The organism is Enterococcus gallinarum NBRC 100675 (assembly GCF_001544275.1).
In the GTDB taxonomy this organism is placed as follows: Bacteria; Bacillota; Bacilli; order Lactobacillales; family Enterococcaceae; genus Enterococcus_D; species Enterococcus_D gallinarum.
The window spans coordinates 1-16,692 of record NZ_BCQE01000046.1; the positions used below are offsets into that span (position 1 = coordinate 1).

The following is a 16,692-nucleotide window of genomic DNA, read 5'->3' on the forward strand; positions in this document are numbered from 1 at the left end:
GAAAAGAGGCGCCTCGCTTTTGATGAATGGATCTTCTTTTATTGAAAGGAGTACCTAGGTTTTCAACGAATAAAATAATTCATAAATAAGCTAGCAATGTTGAAATAAATCAAGACACTAGTCAAATCACTAAGTGTCGTAATGAATGGACCGCTGGCAACGGCTGGATCAAAGCCTAATTTATCCATTAACATTGGAATCAGACTTCCTGCGAGATTCGCTACCGTAATGGCACACATCATCGCCATTCCAATAACAAAACCTAAGATCGGGTTTTGTTTCCAGACAGCCACGATCGCAAAAATCGTTAAACCGGTGACCGCACCAGTCACTAACCCTGTGAGGACCTCACCGATCACCGTTCGCATAAAGCTTTTTTCTTTATCATCTGAGATTGCCAAACGGCGAACCGCAACCGCTAAAGATTGCGTACCGGCATTTCCTGCTGTACCAGTGATCAATGAAATAAAGACAGCTAAAATACTTGCTTCACTTACAAGCTCTTCATAATGACTGATCAAGCTTGCTGTTGCCATCCCCAAGAAAAGCAATGTGATCAGCCATGGCAAGCGTCGTGAAGAGGCTTTGAGGGGATTTTCACTGACTTCTTCCACGTTGACCCCGGCTAATCCGGAATAGTCACTGGCAGCTTCATCATCGATTACGTCAATGATGTCATCGACAGTTACGATCCCTAATAAATGGTCATCGTAATCTGTAACTGGCAAAGCTAGAAAGTCATAATCCCGAAATGTCTGAGCTACATCTTCCTGATCATCCCCCACATGCACGGACATGACCCGTTCATTCAAAATATCTGCAATCATCGTATCATCATCATTGATGATCAAATCCCGCAAAGAGATTACTCCGACCAGTTTGTTGTCCGTATCGACGACATAAATATAGTAAATCGTTTCGGCGACATCTGCTGCATTTTTTAGGACATACATTGCGGATCGCACCGTTTGATTGGCCACGATCGAAACAAACTCTGTCGTCATCAATGAACCAGCTGTCTCATCTTCATAATGCAGGAGCTCTTTGATTTCACTAGCATCTTCTGCTGGCATCAAACTCAAATATTTTGCTACTTGCTTCTTATCTAACGTATTCAGAAGATCGACGGCATTATCGGTATACATCTCTGCTAGCATGTCAGCCGCATAGCCGGGACGCATTTCCGAAAGATACTCTGTCATATGTTCATCATCTTCTTCGATCACGTCAAACATATCCGCCAATTCTTTGGGTGAAAGGTACGTATAAACGATTTGGCGCTGCGACTCATCGAGAGATTGGTAGAATTGTCCCTGCTCATAAATATGCAGATCCAAAAACACTTCACGAAATTTTTGGATATCTGTTTCATTCAACGCCTGAGTCAGCTGCTCAAAGCGCTCATTAAGTTCTTGATTTTCATCCAATCTCTTCACCTCTTTTATTCACTCATTGCTTGTTTGATTGATGCCATATCTGCCGGCAAGTCTGCTTCAAAATGTAGCGATTCACCGCTGAAAGGATGGGTAAAATCCAATTCGCAACAATGAAGGGCTTGACGATCAATGCCAAGATCCATCGCACCCCCATAGAGTTCATCTCCCAGTAATGGACAATGGATGGCAGCAAAATGAACGCGAATCTGATGGGTACGGCCGGTATGAAGAAGAATCGTAACCAGCGCAACTTGCTGATCCTTTTTCGTCAACCAGTATTCCGTACGTGCGGATTTCCCTTCCAAACTTGTTTTTCGTTTTAATAATGAACTGAGATCTCGTGCAATCGGATAAGTGATTTCTCCGTGAGAAGTCAGTTCTTGAATCTGTCCCGCAACGATTGCTTGATATTTTTTTATCAATTGCTTTTGCCGCAACTGAACATCTAACTTCGCATGGGCAAAGCCATGCTTGGCAAACAACATCAATCCAGATGTATCCCGATCTAAGCGAGTGACCACATGAATGACCTGATCTTGATAACCTTGCTGTTTATAATAAGCTTTGACACGATTAGCCATTGTCCCATTAGGATGATATTGAGCCGGGATCGAGGCAATGCCTGCTGGTTTGTTTACAATCAAAAGATGCTGGTCTTCATAAACGATCTCGATTGGCGTCTCATCTAATAAGACCGTTTCATGTTCACCTTCATCTGGGATCACAATGGTTACCGTATCATTTTGCACCAAAGAATACAAGACATTTTGTCTTTGCTCATTAACAAAAATCTTGCCTCCTTGAAACTTGATTTTTGCCAACAATCCTTTAGAAATCCCCTGCTCTTTCAAAAAATATTTTAACTGTTGCGGCTCTTGCCGCTCATAACGATAAGTAAATTCCATAACTGTTAAATTTCTCCAATAAACGCATCTTTGACACGGTTCCAAAAGTGCATATGCCGATAGGAGGCAAAGTGGATCCGTTCGTCTGCAATACGATAATAAATCGCATCGATTTCTTCCTGTTCAATCGTAAATTGATCAATGGTCACTAAATAGTCCGTACTAGCTTGTAGTTTGACTTTGACCCACTCATGATCTCCGACAATGATCGGTGACCCTAGCGTTCGGAAAACACGATTGTTTAAAGAAGCGATTTCTGCTAGTTGAAACGCATTGATACTTGGATGCAATACTGCCCCTCCCACGCTTTTGTTGTAAGCTGTTGAGCCTGTAGGTGTCGAAATCGATAAGCCGTCTCCGCGGAATTTCTCAAAAAGATCTTCTTTGATTGAAATATCGGCGACCATGGTTCGATTTCCCCGCTTGATCGTGGATTCATTCAACGCCAGAAAATGTTTTTCTGATTTCCCATTGGTATACGTGATGCGAACATCAAGCAAGGGATAGCTCACACTCTTTTGACGATCATTGCACAACGTATCGACCAATTCTTCCAATTCATAGTCTCGCCAGTCGGTATAAAACCCGAGGTGCCCTGTATGGACCCCCAAAAAACGGACCTCTGCTAAGCGATGACTGAACAAGTGAAACGCAGACAACAGTGTCCCGTCTCCACCAACTGAAATAACCAATTCTGGGTTCTCTTGGTCAATCGTATTGTCAGACTGGGCCAACAATTCTGTTAATCGTTTTGTGACAAGCATCGACTTTTCTTCTTGATTGTTGATAATTGCTACTTTGATCCCTGTCATGCTTCATCCCCCTGCCGCTGTTCCTTATGATTGCCTTTCCCATGTGAAAATAGCCGTTGCGCTTCTTGGATTTCTTCGCGAATATTCGACATCTCCTCATCTAATTGATAGGCAGCTTCTGCAGACCGACGCAGGCGCTCGCTGATTTCATCTGGAAATTCTCCTTGATATTTATAATTCAGTGAATGCTCGATCGTTGCCCAGAAGTTCATCGCCAAGGTACGAATCTGGATCTCTGCTAAAATGATCTTCTCACCATCGATCAGTTGGACAGGATATTCGATCACTAAATGATAGGAACGATAGCCGCTCGCCTTTTTATTTGTAATATAATCTCTTTCAATAATTACCTTCATATCATGTCGGGTGCGCAAAAGATCAACTACTTGATGGATATCTTCAACAAACTGACACATGATCCTCAAGCCGGCAATATCTGACATTTCCTCTTCTAAACGATCCAAAGGGATTCCCCGCAATTTGCTTTTAGTTAAAATACTATCGACTGGTTTTACACGACCCGTGACAAATTCGATCGGCACGTGTTTATTTTGTTCTCGATATTGTTTGCGGATTCCCCGCAACTTTACTTTTAGTTCTGAGACGGCTTGTTCATATGGTGCCAAAAAATCTTCCCAATCTCGAATCATTTCTATCCCTCGATTCTTTTCATAACATACGGTTCTATTTTACCACAATCTTAAAGGAAAACAGAATGTTCAATCGGTGCCACCTGCAAGAAAAATAACAGAGCTCTTTTTTGCTTCGACCCTCCCAAGGGTTTTCATTTGACTTATTGCCCATCGTTATGTAAACTTGATGGACTGTAAGGAAAGAGGAAAACAATGGCACAACAAGTAGAAATCGAATTTAAAACATTGTTGACTCGTGAAGAATATCAGAGAGTCATTGCCTTCTATCAGCTTGATCGCTCCGCCTTTCATACCCAAACAAATCTTTATTTTGATACATTGGATCATCAATTAAAACAAAAAAAGTTTGGTTTGCGGATTCGAACGACGGAAGATAAAGCAGAATTAACGCTTAAATCACCTCTTAAAGAAGGGCTATTGGAAACGACCGATCTCCTTTCGTTAGATGAAGCAGCTGATTTGCGTGAGAATCAAAGAATCTTATTTACCGGTGCGGTTGCCGATCGCTTGATCCAAGAGCAAATTGATCTGGCAGCTGTGAAACCTTTTGCTGAGTTGACGACTCGTCGAGCAGAATTCAGCGTAACAGAAGGTTTACTTGCTTTAGATGAAAGCTGGTATGGCCAATCCCATGACTATGAGCTCGAACTGGAAGTCTCAGAGGCTTCTTCAGGAAAACGAGCATTTTTGTCATTGCTTGATCGCCTGCATATCAGTTATCGTCCAGCAAAAAATAAAATTATTCGTGCCTTAGAAGAGAAGTTGTCAAAAAAAGAGTATGAATAGTTCTCATTAGGCATTTCTCATTTATAATAATTTCTGTTATATTTAATATATACAAAAGAAAAAGAATCTTAATTGGGGAGAGATTCAGATGATCGAGATTTATTTGTTTGTGAATCCGATAGGTCCAATTTGTTATCAATCCGAGTTGACCTTGTTGGACGCACTGAGTGATCAAAGAAAAAAAATACAATTGCATATATTACCAATCATGAATTTACACACTGTGGGGATTTCAATGGATTACCTTTCAATGGATCGATCCGATCTAGGATTGCGTAATCAACAAACCAGTCAAATCTATGAGGCATCATTGGACTACAAAGCAGCTCAGCTTCAAGGTCGAAAAATCGCCCGCGACTTTTTACTTAAACTTCAATGTCAAGTAGGCGTAAATAAAGAACCTTATTCCTTCGAATTAGTCAAACAGATTTTCGCTGAAACAAACGGCGATCTTGACATGTTTTTAGAAGATCGTGAGTCTGATTTGATCAAGCAGAATTTCGCATCTGACCAAAGTGTTGCTCGCGAAATGGGCATTACGATGTCTCCTTCGGCTGTAGTGTATAACTTCGGTTGTGAACGAGATTATGGTGTCTTATTAGAAGGAATGGAAGCTCTTAGAAATATTCCACACCTTTGCCGAACAGATCAGGAAAACTATCGTTTATTCTATCAAAAGAAAGATATCAGGGACGCTGATGTTCCTCGTATCGACTCGTTGAATCGACGACTTGTCTTGCTTTAAACAATTAATAAAACATCCAAACGATGGATCCACCCTTTGACGGTCTCTTATTAATAAGAGACCACCAAAACGAGGGTGACTCGATCAGCGTTTGGATGTTTTTTTCTATTCAGTCCTATCAGAATTTTTCTTTGAAGGATCTTTTTTTAAAAGCTCTTTTTTATCTGTAGGGTCTTGATCCGTCAATTCGGTCTTCTCTAATTCGTTCTGCTTCTCTTTGTGGGCAGATACAGCTTCTTTCGTGACAACTTCCCGTTTTTTCTTGCTATTATCCAAGCGACGGGCAAAAATTTCTTCTTTGTCCATTCCAAAGGCCCCCTTTCCTCTTTCATTTCCATCGTAACATGGAAATACTTTTGCTTCTTGCAATTTGCTTACTCATAAAAGAAAGATTTTCTCACTTTAAAGTTTAAACTGAGGTTTCTGTTGAAAAGCAATTCCCTTCTATACTTACTTTTTTCTAGGTGTCACCATCAAAAAAAGGCAATCAACCTGTTGCTTAAAAAAGCCACTGACGATCGATCAACGATCCTTCAGTGGCTAAGACAGTCCTGCTTATGCTTCTAATTCCTTGACTAATGCTTCCAATTCATCCAACCGTTGTTCAAAGACTTTCATCGCGTCTTTGATATAATCTGCTTTAGTCATATCAACTCCAGCTTTTTTCATCACTTCAATTGGATAATCGCTGTTACCTGCTTTTAGATAGGTCAAATAATTCGTTAAGGCATCAGGCTCTCCTGTTAAAATTTTCTTAGCTAGTGCAGAAGCTGCCGAAAAGCCTGTTGCGTATTGATAGACATAGTAATTGTAGTAAAAATGCGGGATACGTGACCACTCTAGACTGATCTCAGGATCTTTTTCTACAGAAGGACCGTAGTATTTAGCATTCAGCTCACCATAGCTGTCACTCAAAAATTCACTAGTCAATGGCGTCCCTTTGGCATCTTCTACGTGCATAAAGTGTTCAAACTCGGCAAATTGTGTCTGACGGAAAATCGTTCCTTTAAATCCATCCAGAAAATGATTCAAGACATAGGCTTTTACGCGAGGATCAGTTTCGGTTTGCAACATGTATTCTGTCAGGATGTTCTCGTTAGTTGTTGAAGCAATTTCCGCCAAGAAAATGGAATAATCGCCATAAACATAAGGTTGATTGTTGCGAGTAAAATAACTGTGGACACTGTGACCCATCTCATGCACCAATGTGAACAATTGATCCAAACGATCATTCCAGTTCATCAAAATATAGGGTAATGTGTCGTACGCGCCAGATGAATAGGCGCCACTGCGTTTGCCTTTATTTTCGACAACATCGATCCAGCGATTTTCAAACGCTTCGTTTACCACGGCTAAGTATTCTTCACCAAGAGGTTTTAAAGCATCTTTGGCTTTTGCGACAGCTTCTTCATAGCTATAGCGAATCGGAGCTTCCCCTAGAATTGGTGTATAGACATCATACATATGCAAGGTATCAACAGCCAATAAGCGTTTTCTTAACTCCATGTAACGATGCAGCAGCGGCAAATGTTCATTCACGACAGCCACCAATGTGTCATAAACACTTTCTGGGATGTGGTTAGCACTTAATGCAGCTTGTCGAGCAGACTCATAGTGGCGTGCTTTAGCTTTAAAGTTATGGGCTTTGATATTGGTACTTAATGTTTGGGCAAATGTATTACGGAACTGCTCATAGACACCATACAACCCTTTAAAGGCAGCTTCCCTTACGGAACGGTCGGTATTTTCCATCAATTGACCATAAACACCATGAGATAATTGAACTTTCTCTCCATTCTCGTCTTCAACGATTGGAAATTCTAAATCAGCATTGTTTAATACGGAAAAAATATTTCCAGAAGCGCCGAATATTTCTCCTGCACCTGCCAGTAAAGCTTCTTGTTCAGCCGGCAAAACATGGGGACGGTTATTGACAGTTTTTTCAATAAGATGGCGGTAAATGGCCAATTCCGGCTCTTGGTCGAAATAACCCCAAATAGTTGCATCATCCATTGAAAGCAATTCAGGATCAAACCAGGCAATCGCTTCACTTACTTGTGCAACAAGGTTGCTGGCTTTTGCATAAAGCCCTTGATAGGTTGTGTTGGCTGTATCTTGATCATTTTTCATATGACTGTATACATAGAGTTTCTCCAGTTTACGGGAGATTGCTAACACATATTCTAATGCTTCCTTGAAAGCAGCTGGTCCTTGTGATAATGTCCCTTTGAAATCATCAGCCTGCTTCAACTCAGCCACGATCTCTTGGAACGCTTCTTCAAATGCCCCATCATCGGCATAGATCTTTGTAAGGTCCCATGTTAATGCTTCCGGTAGATCCGCACGATCTGGTAATTGTTTTGTTTCTGACATATTCTTCACTCCTTTACATACTAAAATAATCTTAACATACTTTTGGCGGGAACCAAGCTAAGAGAATCAAAAAGGTTGAATTTTCTGGAAATCAGAACATTCTTTATAAATACGTTTCAATAGTTGCCCTTGATCAATCATAGGAAACAACCAGTTCCAATTCATTTTGCGCAACTGATTCAGCCAGTGAGAAAAATTCCGGTTTGCGTTTTGATGAAATAAAAAGCGCAGGACTAACATCCGATGTTCCAATAAAAAACCATAATCACTGGGATGATAGCACCAATGCGGCAGATTGCCGATATGTCCCCCGAGAGGGTAAAGGAGTGCTTGAAGACTGAGGATCTGTTTTTGCCGTTGCATCAGCTTGTGTAATAACCAGACCCGGTAAGCTTCCGGCTGCCACCTTTGATGGTATGTTCGGCATGGCTTTCTAGAATAATTGTTTAGCGCTGGGAAGCAGCCGATAGGTTCTCCTTTCCGAAAATAACGCCTACGAAAAGAAAAACCCCACTTATAATGCCAATTGATCTCGTATATGAGACCAACGCGTTGCTCTTGCGTATCTATGATCCACAAATAAAACCCCGGTTGCTCCGCAAAACGGCAACAGGCCTTCTGCAAAACAGTCCATCGATGGTGCAGTTGCGGTTGTAGATGTCTGCCTAGAAGCCACCAAGGAGAATAGTTATAGGCAAGATATTTCTCTGTTCGTTGGACAAAGCGGCTCCAAGACAAAGCCGAACACTGTACTTCAATCGCTGTTTTGCCCACAAGAAGATCCGGTCGCTGCTGCAAATCCGGCAAGTAAGCTTCTATTTCGATCGTTTCATCTGTTAGCCATTCGTAGAGGAGCTCCTTTGCTGACAAATGTTCCTCCGTCTCTCCTTCACTAAACACTTCGCAGTTAGCCGCAGCATAATGAGCGAAATGACGGCGTTTCAGGAGGCCTTTCTTTAAGTGCACCGGTTCATGACATCCTGGACAATAAAAGGGTTCTGAATCTTTCTTCGCCTGATCAGCTTTGATCCGCTGCTGCTGGTTATCATACGCAATAATCATCTTCTCACCTCGAAAAGAAATACGCAAAAAAGCGAGAAAATGATTGTAGCCATTTTCTCGCTTTTACGATTATAAGTGAACATTAGACATTTTTGAAGTAGTAACGGGTCAATTCCAATGCGTCATGCTCCATAATGATTTTTCCATACTCTGCTAAGACCTCTGAAGTGACTTGTGTCCGGTTAGCAAATTCCATTAAATAAGCCAGTGCATTCTCAACTTCGATGTCTGTCGTATCGTTATCCATAAATTGGACTTCTAGATAGTAACGGTCATTCATTTGATAAAGATTCGTGGTCACTGAATCCAAATACACTTCGGACGCTAATTGAACCATTGCTTCAAAGCTGTTCAATTCAAAAATAAAACGATTGCCTAATTCCGGCTGGGACTCTGTCTCTTGTAATTGTGACGCGACATGCTTCTTCAACATATCCGTAATGTCCTCAGTTGAACCATCGCTCATATCATCAAAGTTTTCCATTCCTTCAGGCGGTAGATTTTTGCTGATAAACAATTCTAAGCCATCCCCTTTAGGTAAGACTTGAAAGGTCACCGCTTCACTGCCTTTAAATTCTTCATCAATATCTACTTCTTCTAATATGCTATAAAAAAAGTTTTCAATCTCATTGTGATTTCCAAGAAGGTCAAGAAAAGTGATGCCCCTAGCAGCTAAATCTTCGCTCTTGATCAGTACACGGATCGTATTTTCATTGATATGTTCCATTTCCATATTAGCTACACCTCACTTTTGCTAATCACTATAGGTTCATTTTAACGAAACCTGTTGAAAAGTAAAGAGAAAACGCATATCCTCTTAAGAAAATCCTAAAATGCCAAAAAAAGAGATCAGCTTTTCATTCACTGATCTCATAACTATTTGATTTTTATAAGCCTGCCATCAATTGTGCTTGACGTAGTTCTAGTTGACGAACATCTCTTGGCAAGAAACGACGGATTTCATCTTCATTAAAACCAACTTGGAGTCGTTTTTCATCAATCATGATCGGACGACGCAATAATCCTGGGTTCTCTTGAACAAGTGTCAATAAATCTTTTAGCGGCAGGTCATCTAGATCCATGTTCAATTTTTGAAAAACTTTGGATCTTGTAGAGATAATTTCTTCTGTACCATCTTCTGTCATTTGTAAGATTGCTTTTAATTCAGAAATATTTAAAGGTTCTGAGAAAATATTTCTTTCAACAAAAGGAATCTCATGCTCTTGCAACCACGCACGAGCTTTGCGACAAGATGTGCAACTTGGGGAAGTATATAGTGTCAACAACGTGCATCTCTCCTTTTTTAAATTCCATTCGCAAGTTCTGTTGTCTTGCTTGATTTTAATTATACAGAACTATTTTAAAAAAATCTAGTGTAAATTTTGTATTTTTTAATAAAACTCTCAAGTTATATTAAAAGAGAAACCTCTCAAACAAAAGCTTTCACAAACTTTACATCACTTTAAATGAGAAAAATCAAATTTTTTTTTAATTTCATTTCTTTTGTATAACAGTGTGTCAAAATTGTATCATGAACCATAGATTTATTTAAATCACTCTAGTGATTTTATTCTATCGTTTTTTAATTTTGATAAAATATTCGATAATATCTGACTCCTCTATACAAGTTTCTTTCTATAATACTAGTACTCTCTCATTGGTCTTTACCAATCTTTTTTTACACCTAAAACTCGTTAAAAACTTACAAATAAAGAAAAGAACTTGTTATTAAAAGATTTCAAAAAAGCGGAAATCTGTATTATCACGTATTCTATTCCAAGTCATTAGTTGCTCATTATGAGTGAAAAATCATTTCATCGGCAACGAATATGACAAATGTTACAAACAAAGAAAGCGTTTGATAAGTAAATCCTAACAAATCTCTTTGAAGAAATCAGCGATATCCACTGAATATGTTTATTTGCATATAAACGAAAAAAGCGATCGAAGTCGCTTTTTTCGTCTAATTTTTGAACTGGGCATCATATAATGCTTTGTAATGTCCCCCTTTTGCTAACAGTTGCTCGTGGGTTCCTTCTTCCAAGATCCCTTTATCGCTGACAACAATGATCCTTGTCGCATGTTTGATGGTAGCTAAACGATGGGCAATAATCAATGTGGTCCGTCCATCAGCTAATGAGTTCAATGATTCTTGAATTACTTGTTCTGTTTCTGTATCTAACGCAGAGGTTGCTTCATCTAAGATCAAGATTGGCGGATTTTTTAGAAACATTCGGGCAATCGCTACCCGTTGCTTTTGACCACCAGAAAGTTTGACCCCGCGTTCTCCAATGACTGTTTCCAGTCCTTCAGGCATTTGGTCGATTACTTGTTCTAAATGAGCGAGTTTCACGGCTTGAGCAATTTCGTCTTCTGACGCATCCAATTTCCCATAAGCAATGTTTTCTCGAATCGTTCCCGGGAACAAGAAAACATCTTGCTGAACAGTTCCGATCTGGCCCCGTAGTGAGGCAAGCGTCATGTCTTGGATATTGATTCCATCAATCGTGATCTGACCCTCAGTTACTTCATAAAATCGCGGCAGTAAATTGCAAAGCGTTGTTTTTCCAGAACCGCTTTGTCCCACAAAAGCGACAGTCTCGCCGGATTGAATCGTTAGATCAATATGGTTCAATACCTTCGTCGCATCTGCATAAGCAAAGGAAACATCTTGATAGACGATATCACCTTTTAGTGCGTGTACATCGATGGCATTTGGCTTATCTTGAATCGCCGGTTTCTTGTCCAGCTCTTCTGTCAGGCGTTTGAAGCCAGCAAATCCTTTCGGATAGCTTTCAATCATGGTATTGACCTTTTCGATTGGCCGAACAAAGACATTGGATAACAAGATAAATCCAACAAACTGTCCATTCGTCAATTCCCCTTTGATCACGTAATAGGCCCCAAAAATCAAGGCAAACAAATTGATCAGTCGAATCAGAAAGTAATTATAGGCAGAACTGATCGCCATCACTTTATAAAAGACGATTTTTGAACGACGATAAAGGTCACTCAGACCGTCAAATCGTTGATGCTCAAACGTCTCATTGGCAAAAGACTGAGTCACACGAATGCCGCTGACTGCTGCTTCTACCCCAGCATTGAATTCACCTAGATTGTCATAGATCTCTGTATTGACTTTAGTCATTTTCTTATTGAAGAAAACCAGTGCAATCGTAATCAATGGAATCAGTGCAAAAGTAGCAAGTGCAAGTTGAACATGCATATTGAGCATCAGCAAGAATGAACCAATCAATGTCATGATCGTAATAAAGACGTCCTCGGGACCATGGTGAGCAACTTCAGAGATTTCAAACAAGTCAGTCGTTAGCCGACTGATCAAACGTCCAGTTTTTTGATTGTCATAATATTCAAAAGACTGTGTCTGTAAGTGTCGGAATAATTCTTGACGCATATCTGTCTCGATATTGACACCCAGTTTATGGCCATAAAAGACCACGATATATTGCAAGATCGTATTGATCAGATAAAATAAAAATAGCCCCAAACAAGCGAGCAAAATCAGCCGAAAATTGTTCTGCGGCATAATCTTGTCGATCACTTGATTCACGGCAACTGGAAAAACCAATTCAAGCAGCCCTGCAAAGACAGCACAAGTAAAATCTAAGACAAACAATGACCGGTATGGCCGATAATAGCTAAAAAACCTTTTTAACACACTTCCTCCTCCTTTTCATTAATCTACATTATAAGCAAGTCTTTCTGGAAAAGCAAAATGAGAAATCGATTGAAAAGGGTAAAATTCACTAAAATTTGAAAAAGCGATGAGACCAAGGATTTCTAAAATTAGTAAATAAAACCTTTATTTATCAAGCTTTAAGCCCTTTTTTTCTCTCAAGATATCCGCTATTATATGTTCGAAAACAAAATGAAAATTTTCACTACATTTGAAAGGCGTGTCTCTTTTGCTTAATGCGGTAATCTTTGATGTCGATGATACTTTATACGATCAGCAACAACCATTTCGAAACGCGGTTACAACCATCATACCTGAAGTAGCAGTAACAGATCTCCATCCTCTTTATATTCGTTTTCGCGTACATAGCGATGACCATTTTGGAAAAGTCATCTCAAAAGAATGGACATTAGAAGAATTTCGTACCTTTAGACTATGTCAATCGCTGATTGATTTAGGCTACTCCCCTTTATCAAATGATGCTAGCCGATTGTTTCAAGCGACTTATGAGGCAGAGCTAGACAACATCCAACTTCATCCAGCCGTAGAAGAAACTCTCAATACCTTGGCTTCATTACCTATCAAGCTTGGAATCATTACCAATGGCCCAACAGATCACCAACAAAAGAAAATCGATCAATTGGAATTGACTCGCTGGATCCATCCAGAACACATGCTGATTTCTCAAGCAACAGGATACCAAAAACCGGATATTGAACTTTTTCAGCTCGCTGAAGAACGATTTGATTTAGAGCCCTCACGGACATTGTACGTGGGAGATAACTTTGACAATGATGTCTTTGGTTGTAAACAAGCGGGATGGCAAGCCCTTTGGCTGAATCATCGCCGACGCCAAGCTCCCGAAATCAAACATTGTCACCCTGACTGTACGTTAACTGCTTTTGAAGAGCTGACAGAGGGTATCTTATCCTTTACAGACGCAGTTGTGATGTCTCGCTAAAAACTAAGAGACAGCTATAGATGCAAATCTTCGCATCCTAGCTGTCTCTTTCTTTCGTATCAAGGGTTTTGCATTCGCTGAATCTATTCTTCACCAATGCTTAAAATCAGCCGAATATCTTCTTCCGTCATTTGGTTCAGCTGGGCTTCATTCCCTTGAATGACTTTTTGGAATAGTTCCCGCTTTTCTTGTTGCAAAGCATCCATTCGTTCTTCAATGGTTCCTTCAGCGATCATTCGCCAAACTTCCACAACCTTTTTCTGACCGATTCGATGTGCCCGGCCAGCGGCTTGTTCTTCCACTGCAGGATTCCACCATAAGTCATATAAAATGACCGTATCCGCCCCTGTCAGATTCAATCCAGTTCCGCCGGCTTTTAATGAGATCAAAAAGACATCTTTTTCTCCACTATTGAAAGCATCGACCATACTCAAACGGTCTTGAGGAGGAGTGCTTCCTCGTAAATAGAAGGTTTCAATTCCTTCTTGAGCAAGTTCTTCTTCAATGATCGAAAGCATGCTTGTAAACTGTGAGAATAAAAGCACACGGCGGCCGTTTTCTTTTGCTGCTTGAATCAAGTCTTTGACCTGTTCTAGCTTGCCTGATGTGCCTTCGTAATCTTCCACAAACAATCGCGGATCGCAGCAGATTTGACGCAAACGAGTAAGGCCAGCCAAGATGCTGATCCGATTTTTGCGAAATGCTGCTGTATCCATTTGTGCGATTTCTTCCCGCATTTGGCGCAAATACGCAAGGTAGATTTTTTTCTGCTCTTCTGTCAGTACACTATAATAATTCGTTTCTAACTTCTCTGGCAGATCTTGAAGAACGGATTTTTTATCGCGTCGTAAAATGAATGGCTTGATCATTTTTGCGATCTCTTGTGTCGTCAATTCTTTGTAGCGTTGTTTATTTGGGAAAAATCCCGGCATGATCATCTCAAACAAGGACCATAACTCTTCAAGATTATTCTCGATGGGTGTTCCACTCAATGCAAATCGATGGGGAACATCTAAAGAACGCAATGCTTGTGCTGTTTTGGTTCCGCTGTTTTTGACCATTTGCGCCTCATCCAAGATTAAATATGCCAAACCTAATTCTTGGTACTGATCGATGTCCTGCCGTAAGCTAGCATAAGATGTGATGCGGACATCTGCTGGCAGCTGTAATTGGCTGGCGCGTTCCTCCCGAGAACCACTGATCACCACCGACTGGATCGTTGGTGCAAAGCGTTTGATTTCTTGCTGCCAATTGTATGTCAAACTCGCAGGTGCAACGATCAGAGCATTCAACTGTTGCTTCTCTTGCTTTTCGGACAACAAGTAGCTGATTGTTTGAACGGTCTTCCCTAATCCCATTTCGTCTGCAAGTATGCCGCCAAATTGATACTGACTCAGCATCTTCAGCCAACGAAATCCGACTTCCTGATAGTGTCTTAGTTGCGCTTGGAGCTGATGAGGCAATGGTGCAGCAAATTTTTCTGGATGAATCAAATCTGTCGTCATTTGTTTGAATCCTTGACTAAAAGTTGCTTGGTCGGCTAGTTCTTCTTGCAAATACAATCCTTGATTCAACGGAACTTGTAACGTGCCTGACTGAGATACAAAGGCTGTCCTTAATTTTTTCAGTGCGGCGCTTGCTTCTTGAAAGGCTTCTGTTTCCAGCGAAAGAACTTGCCCATTTTCTGTCGTGTAAAAACGATCAGCCTGCAACAAACTCCGCAAGACAGCATCGATCTCCGATTCAGCGATCCCGCTGACATCAAAGTGAATATCCAGCCAAGAACCATTTTCTTCAATCTCGATCGTTGGACGGTGCTGCTGTGCATCTAAGTAAAGTTCCCGCAGTTTTTTGCCGATACGTACTTCTCCTAGTTGGCGCAGTAAAGGAATCTCACGAGTGAAAAAGGCAAACAATTCTTCCCCTTCCGGTAGCGCTTTGAACCAGTTTTTGGTACTTTTTTGATACTTCATTCTTTCAACTACTTGTTCGATCCGCTTTTCCTGAGGGTAGTCCCTTAAAATCTCTGGATGGGCCTCAGGAATCACTTGATGCTTTTCGTCAGTCGAAAAAGTCACTTCGCCATAATTGAAATCAATTTGTAAATCGATCTGACCCTTGATTTTACGCAGTGAAAAAACAACGGCTAACGGACTCTCTTGGATCTCTGCTCCGACCTCTTTTGTGATCTCTACTGTGCCGATCTTGCGTAAATGAGGCAAAACTTGCATAAATAAGTTGGACAGTTCCGCTTTTGGGTAAATGATCGTTGGTTCTTCAAAGCGCTTGAATAATTGCTGCATCGTCAAGTAGACTTCTTTTTGGTCCATCGTCAATTCAACGATCGTATCGCCTTGAAGGCCCCAATTATAATAGCTCAGCAAGTGATCAAAATCCCTCGTCAAAGATAACGGAAATTGACCGTGTTCTTTTTGAACACGAAAATGCAGCGGCTTGCCTTCAGAAAAAGTCACTTGACGAAGTTTAGCGTTGCCAATCGTTAGCTGCATATAAGCATCGTTCATTTTCTCTAATAGTTCTTTGCCGTATTCAACAGGCAATAGCAAATACTTTTTGTCTAGTTTGCCTTTCACTTGGATGCCTGCTTGTCCAATCAGCTGCTGTGTCTGAGCAATGCCTAGTAAGCGGATCAGAATATCATTATTGGTTTGGTCAAATGCTTCACTCGTTAAAAGAAACTCTGTTTGTTTGTTCGCCAGATAGCTCTTTTTTTCTTGATAGACTTGCAAAAATTTATAGATATTTTTGACGACATACGTCTTTGAAGTTCCCCGTTGACCGACTTTTAGCGAAATCCCTAGAACATCCATCTCCTGGTGGTAAGGGTTCGTGGTCAGATTTTCGACACGATATTCAATCTGCAAAGGAGTGATCGTCCGCTGTCCAGATTGCAATCGATTGAATCCCTGAGAAAACATCTCCGAAGCCGAAAATGCGGCTTTTGCTGGCTTTTTTTCTTCTGTGATTTGTCTTGTTTTGCCTTGCTTTCGTAAATAAAGTTCAACAGCTATAGTGTGTTTACAATAGTGATGTTCTTCCCAATAGGGGCATTGGCAGTAATCGATCTCTTTAGCCGTCGCATCAAGATCGACTAAATATAGCTCACTTCCCAAGACTTCCGCATGCCATACCTTTCTCTCTGGATCTGGAATAACCGATAGGACGCGACCTTCATTTAGATAGGTCCGACCTCTTTCAATGACTTTTTCTGGAATACTCCATTTCATATGCTTCTGATTCC

The 16,692-nt window shown here is 40.6% G+C and carries 14 protein-coding genes; 3 read left to right on the plus strand and 11 right to left on the minus strand.

Annotated features, from left to right (window positions below; all coding sequences use genetic code 11):
• Nucleotides 1-62: 62 nt before the first annotated feature.
• The 4 genes from mgtE to EG2_RS17150 are packed head-to-tail and all read right to left on the minus strand — an operon-like array spanning nucleotide 63 to nucleotide 3,803.
• Complete coding sequence (gene mgtE / locus EG2_RS17135; RefSeq protein WP_060815539.1) at nucleotides 63-1,427, minus strand: magnesium transporter; 1,365 nt, start codon at nucleotides 1,425-1,427, stop codon at nucleotides 63-65.
• 14 nt (nucleotides 1,428-1,441) lie between these two features.
• Entirely contained in the window at nucleotides 1,442-2,341 is a 900-nt protein-coding gene (locus EG2_RS17140; RefSeq protein WP_060815540.1) for an RluA family pseudouridine synthase, read from the minus strand.
• Nucleotides 2,342-2,346: 5 nt separating this feature from the next.
• Complete coding sequence (locus tag EG2_RS17145) at nucleotides 2,347-3,144, minus strand: NAD kinase (RefSeq protein WP_172461425.1); 798 nt, start codon at nucleotides 3,142-3,144, stop codon at nucleotides 2,347-2,349.
• Between the two features lie 5 nt (nucleotides 3,145-3,149).
• Complete coding sequence (locus EG2_RS17150) at nucleotides 3,150-3,803, minus strand: GTP pyrophosphokinase (RefSeq protein ID WP_021151082.1); 654 nt, start codon at nucleotides 3,801-3,803, stop codon at nucleotides 3,150-3,152.
• A 195-nt stretch (nucleotides 3,804-3,998) separates the two neighbouring features.
• Between EG2_RS17150 and EG2_RS17155 the strand changes: the two genes are divergently transcribed.
• A complete protein-coding gene (locus EG2_RS17155) occupies nucleotides 3,999-4,592 on the plus strand; it encodes a CYTH domain-containing protein (RefSeq protein ID WP_060815544.1) in 594 nt (197 codons plus the stop codon).
• Between the two features lie 88 nt (nucleotides 4,593-4,680).
• Nucleotides 4,681-5,337 carry a DsbA family protein gene (locus tag EG2_RS17160; RefSeq protein ID WP_060815546.1) on the plus strand — a complete coding sequence of 219 codons (657 nt, stop codon included), beginning with the start codon at nucleotides 4,681-4,683 and terminating at the stop codon, nucleotides 5,335-5,337.
• Nucleotides 5,338-5,442: 105 nt separating this feature from the next.
• On the opposite strand, the gene EG2_RS17165 is transcribed toward EG2_RS17160, so the two are convergent.
• From EG2_RS17165 to EG2_RS17190, 6 genes are all read right to left on the minus strand, one after another.
• Nucleotides 5,443-5,643: a hypothetical protein gene (locus EG2_RS17165; protein ID WP_060815556.1), complete on the minus strand. Its 201-nt coding sequence runs from the start codon at nucleotides 5,641-5,643 to the stop codon at nucleotides 5,443-5,445.
• A 249-nt stretch (nucleotides 5,644-5,892) separates the two neighbouring features.
• Nucleotides 5,893-7,710 carry an oligoendopeptidase F gene (pepF, locus tag EG2_RS17170; protein WP_060815548.1) on the minus strand — a complete coding sequence of 606 codons (1,818 nt, stop codon included), beginning with the start codon at nucleotides 7,708-7,710 and terminating at the stop codon, nucleotides 5,893-5,895.
• A gap of 66 nt (nucleotides 7,711-7,776) precedes the next feature.
• Nucleotides 7,777-8,772, minus strand: coding sequence for a competence protein CoiA (locus EG2_RS17175; RefSeq protein WP_060815549.1), 996 nt, complete (start codon nucleotides 8,770-8,772; stop codon nucleotides 7,777-7,779).
• Nucleotides 8,773-8,854: 82 nt separating this feature from the next.
• The gene (locus EG2_RS17180; protein WP_003127031.1) at nucleotides 8,855-9,505 is read right to left on the minus strand and encodes an adaptor protein MecA; all 651 of its coding nucleotides are present in this window, start codon (nucleotides 9,503-9,505) and stop codon (nucleotides 8,855-8,857) included.
• 154 nt (nucleotides 9,506-9,659) lie between these two features.
• Nucleotides 9,660-10,058: a transcriptional regulator SpxA gene (gene spxA / locus EG2_RS17185; protein ID WP_003127030.1), complete on the minus strand. Its 399-nt coding sequence runs from the start codon at nucleotides 10,056-10,058 to the stop codon at nucleotides 9,660-9,662.
• A 677-nt stretch (nucleotides 10,059-10,735) separates the two neighbouring features.
• Nucleotides 10,736-12,451, minus strand: coding sequence for an ABC transporter ATP-binding protein (locus EG2_RS17190; protein WP_060815551.1), 1,716 nt, complete (start codon nucleotides 12,449-12,451; stop codon nucleotides 10,736-10,738).
• A 247-nt stretch (nucleotides 12,452-12,698) separates the two neighbouring features.
• On the opposite strand from EG2_RS17190, the gene EG2_RS17195 reads away from it, so the two are divergent.
• The gene (locus EG2_RS17195; RefSeq protein ID WP_060815552.1) at nucleotides 12,699-13,430 is read left to right on the plus strand and encodes an HAD family hydrolase; all 732 of its coding nucleotides are present in this window, start codon (nucleotides 12,699-12,701) and stop codon (nucleotides 13,428-13,430) included.
• A gap of 83 nt (nucleotides 13,431-13,513) precedes the next feature.
• Here EG2_RS17195 and EG2_RS17200 read toward each other — a convergent pair whose 3' ends face one another.
• Nucleotides 13,514-16,678: a DEAD/DEAH box helicase gene (locus EG2_RS17200; RefSeq protein ID WP_060815554.1), complete on the minus strand. Its 3,165-nt coding sequence runs from the start codon at nucleotides 16,676-16,678 to the stop codon at nucleotides 13,514-13,516.
• Between the last annotated feature and the right edge of the window lie 14 nt (nucleotides 16,679-16,692).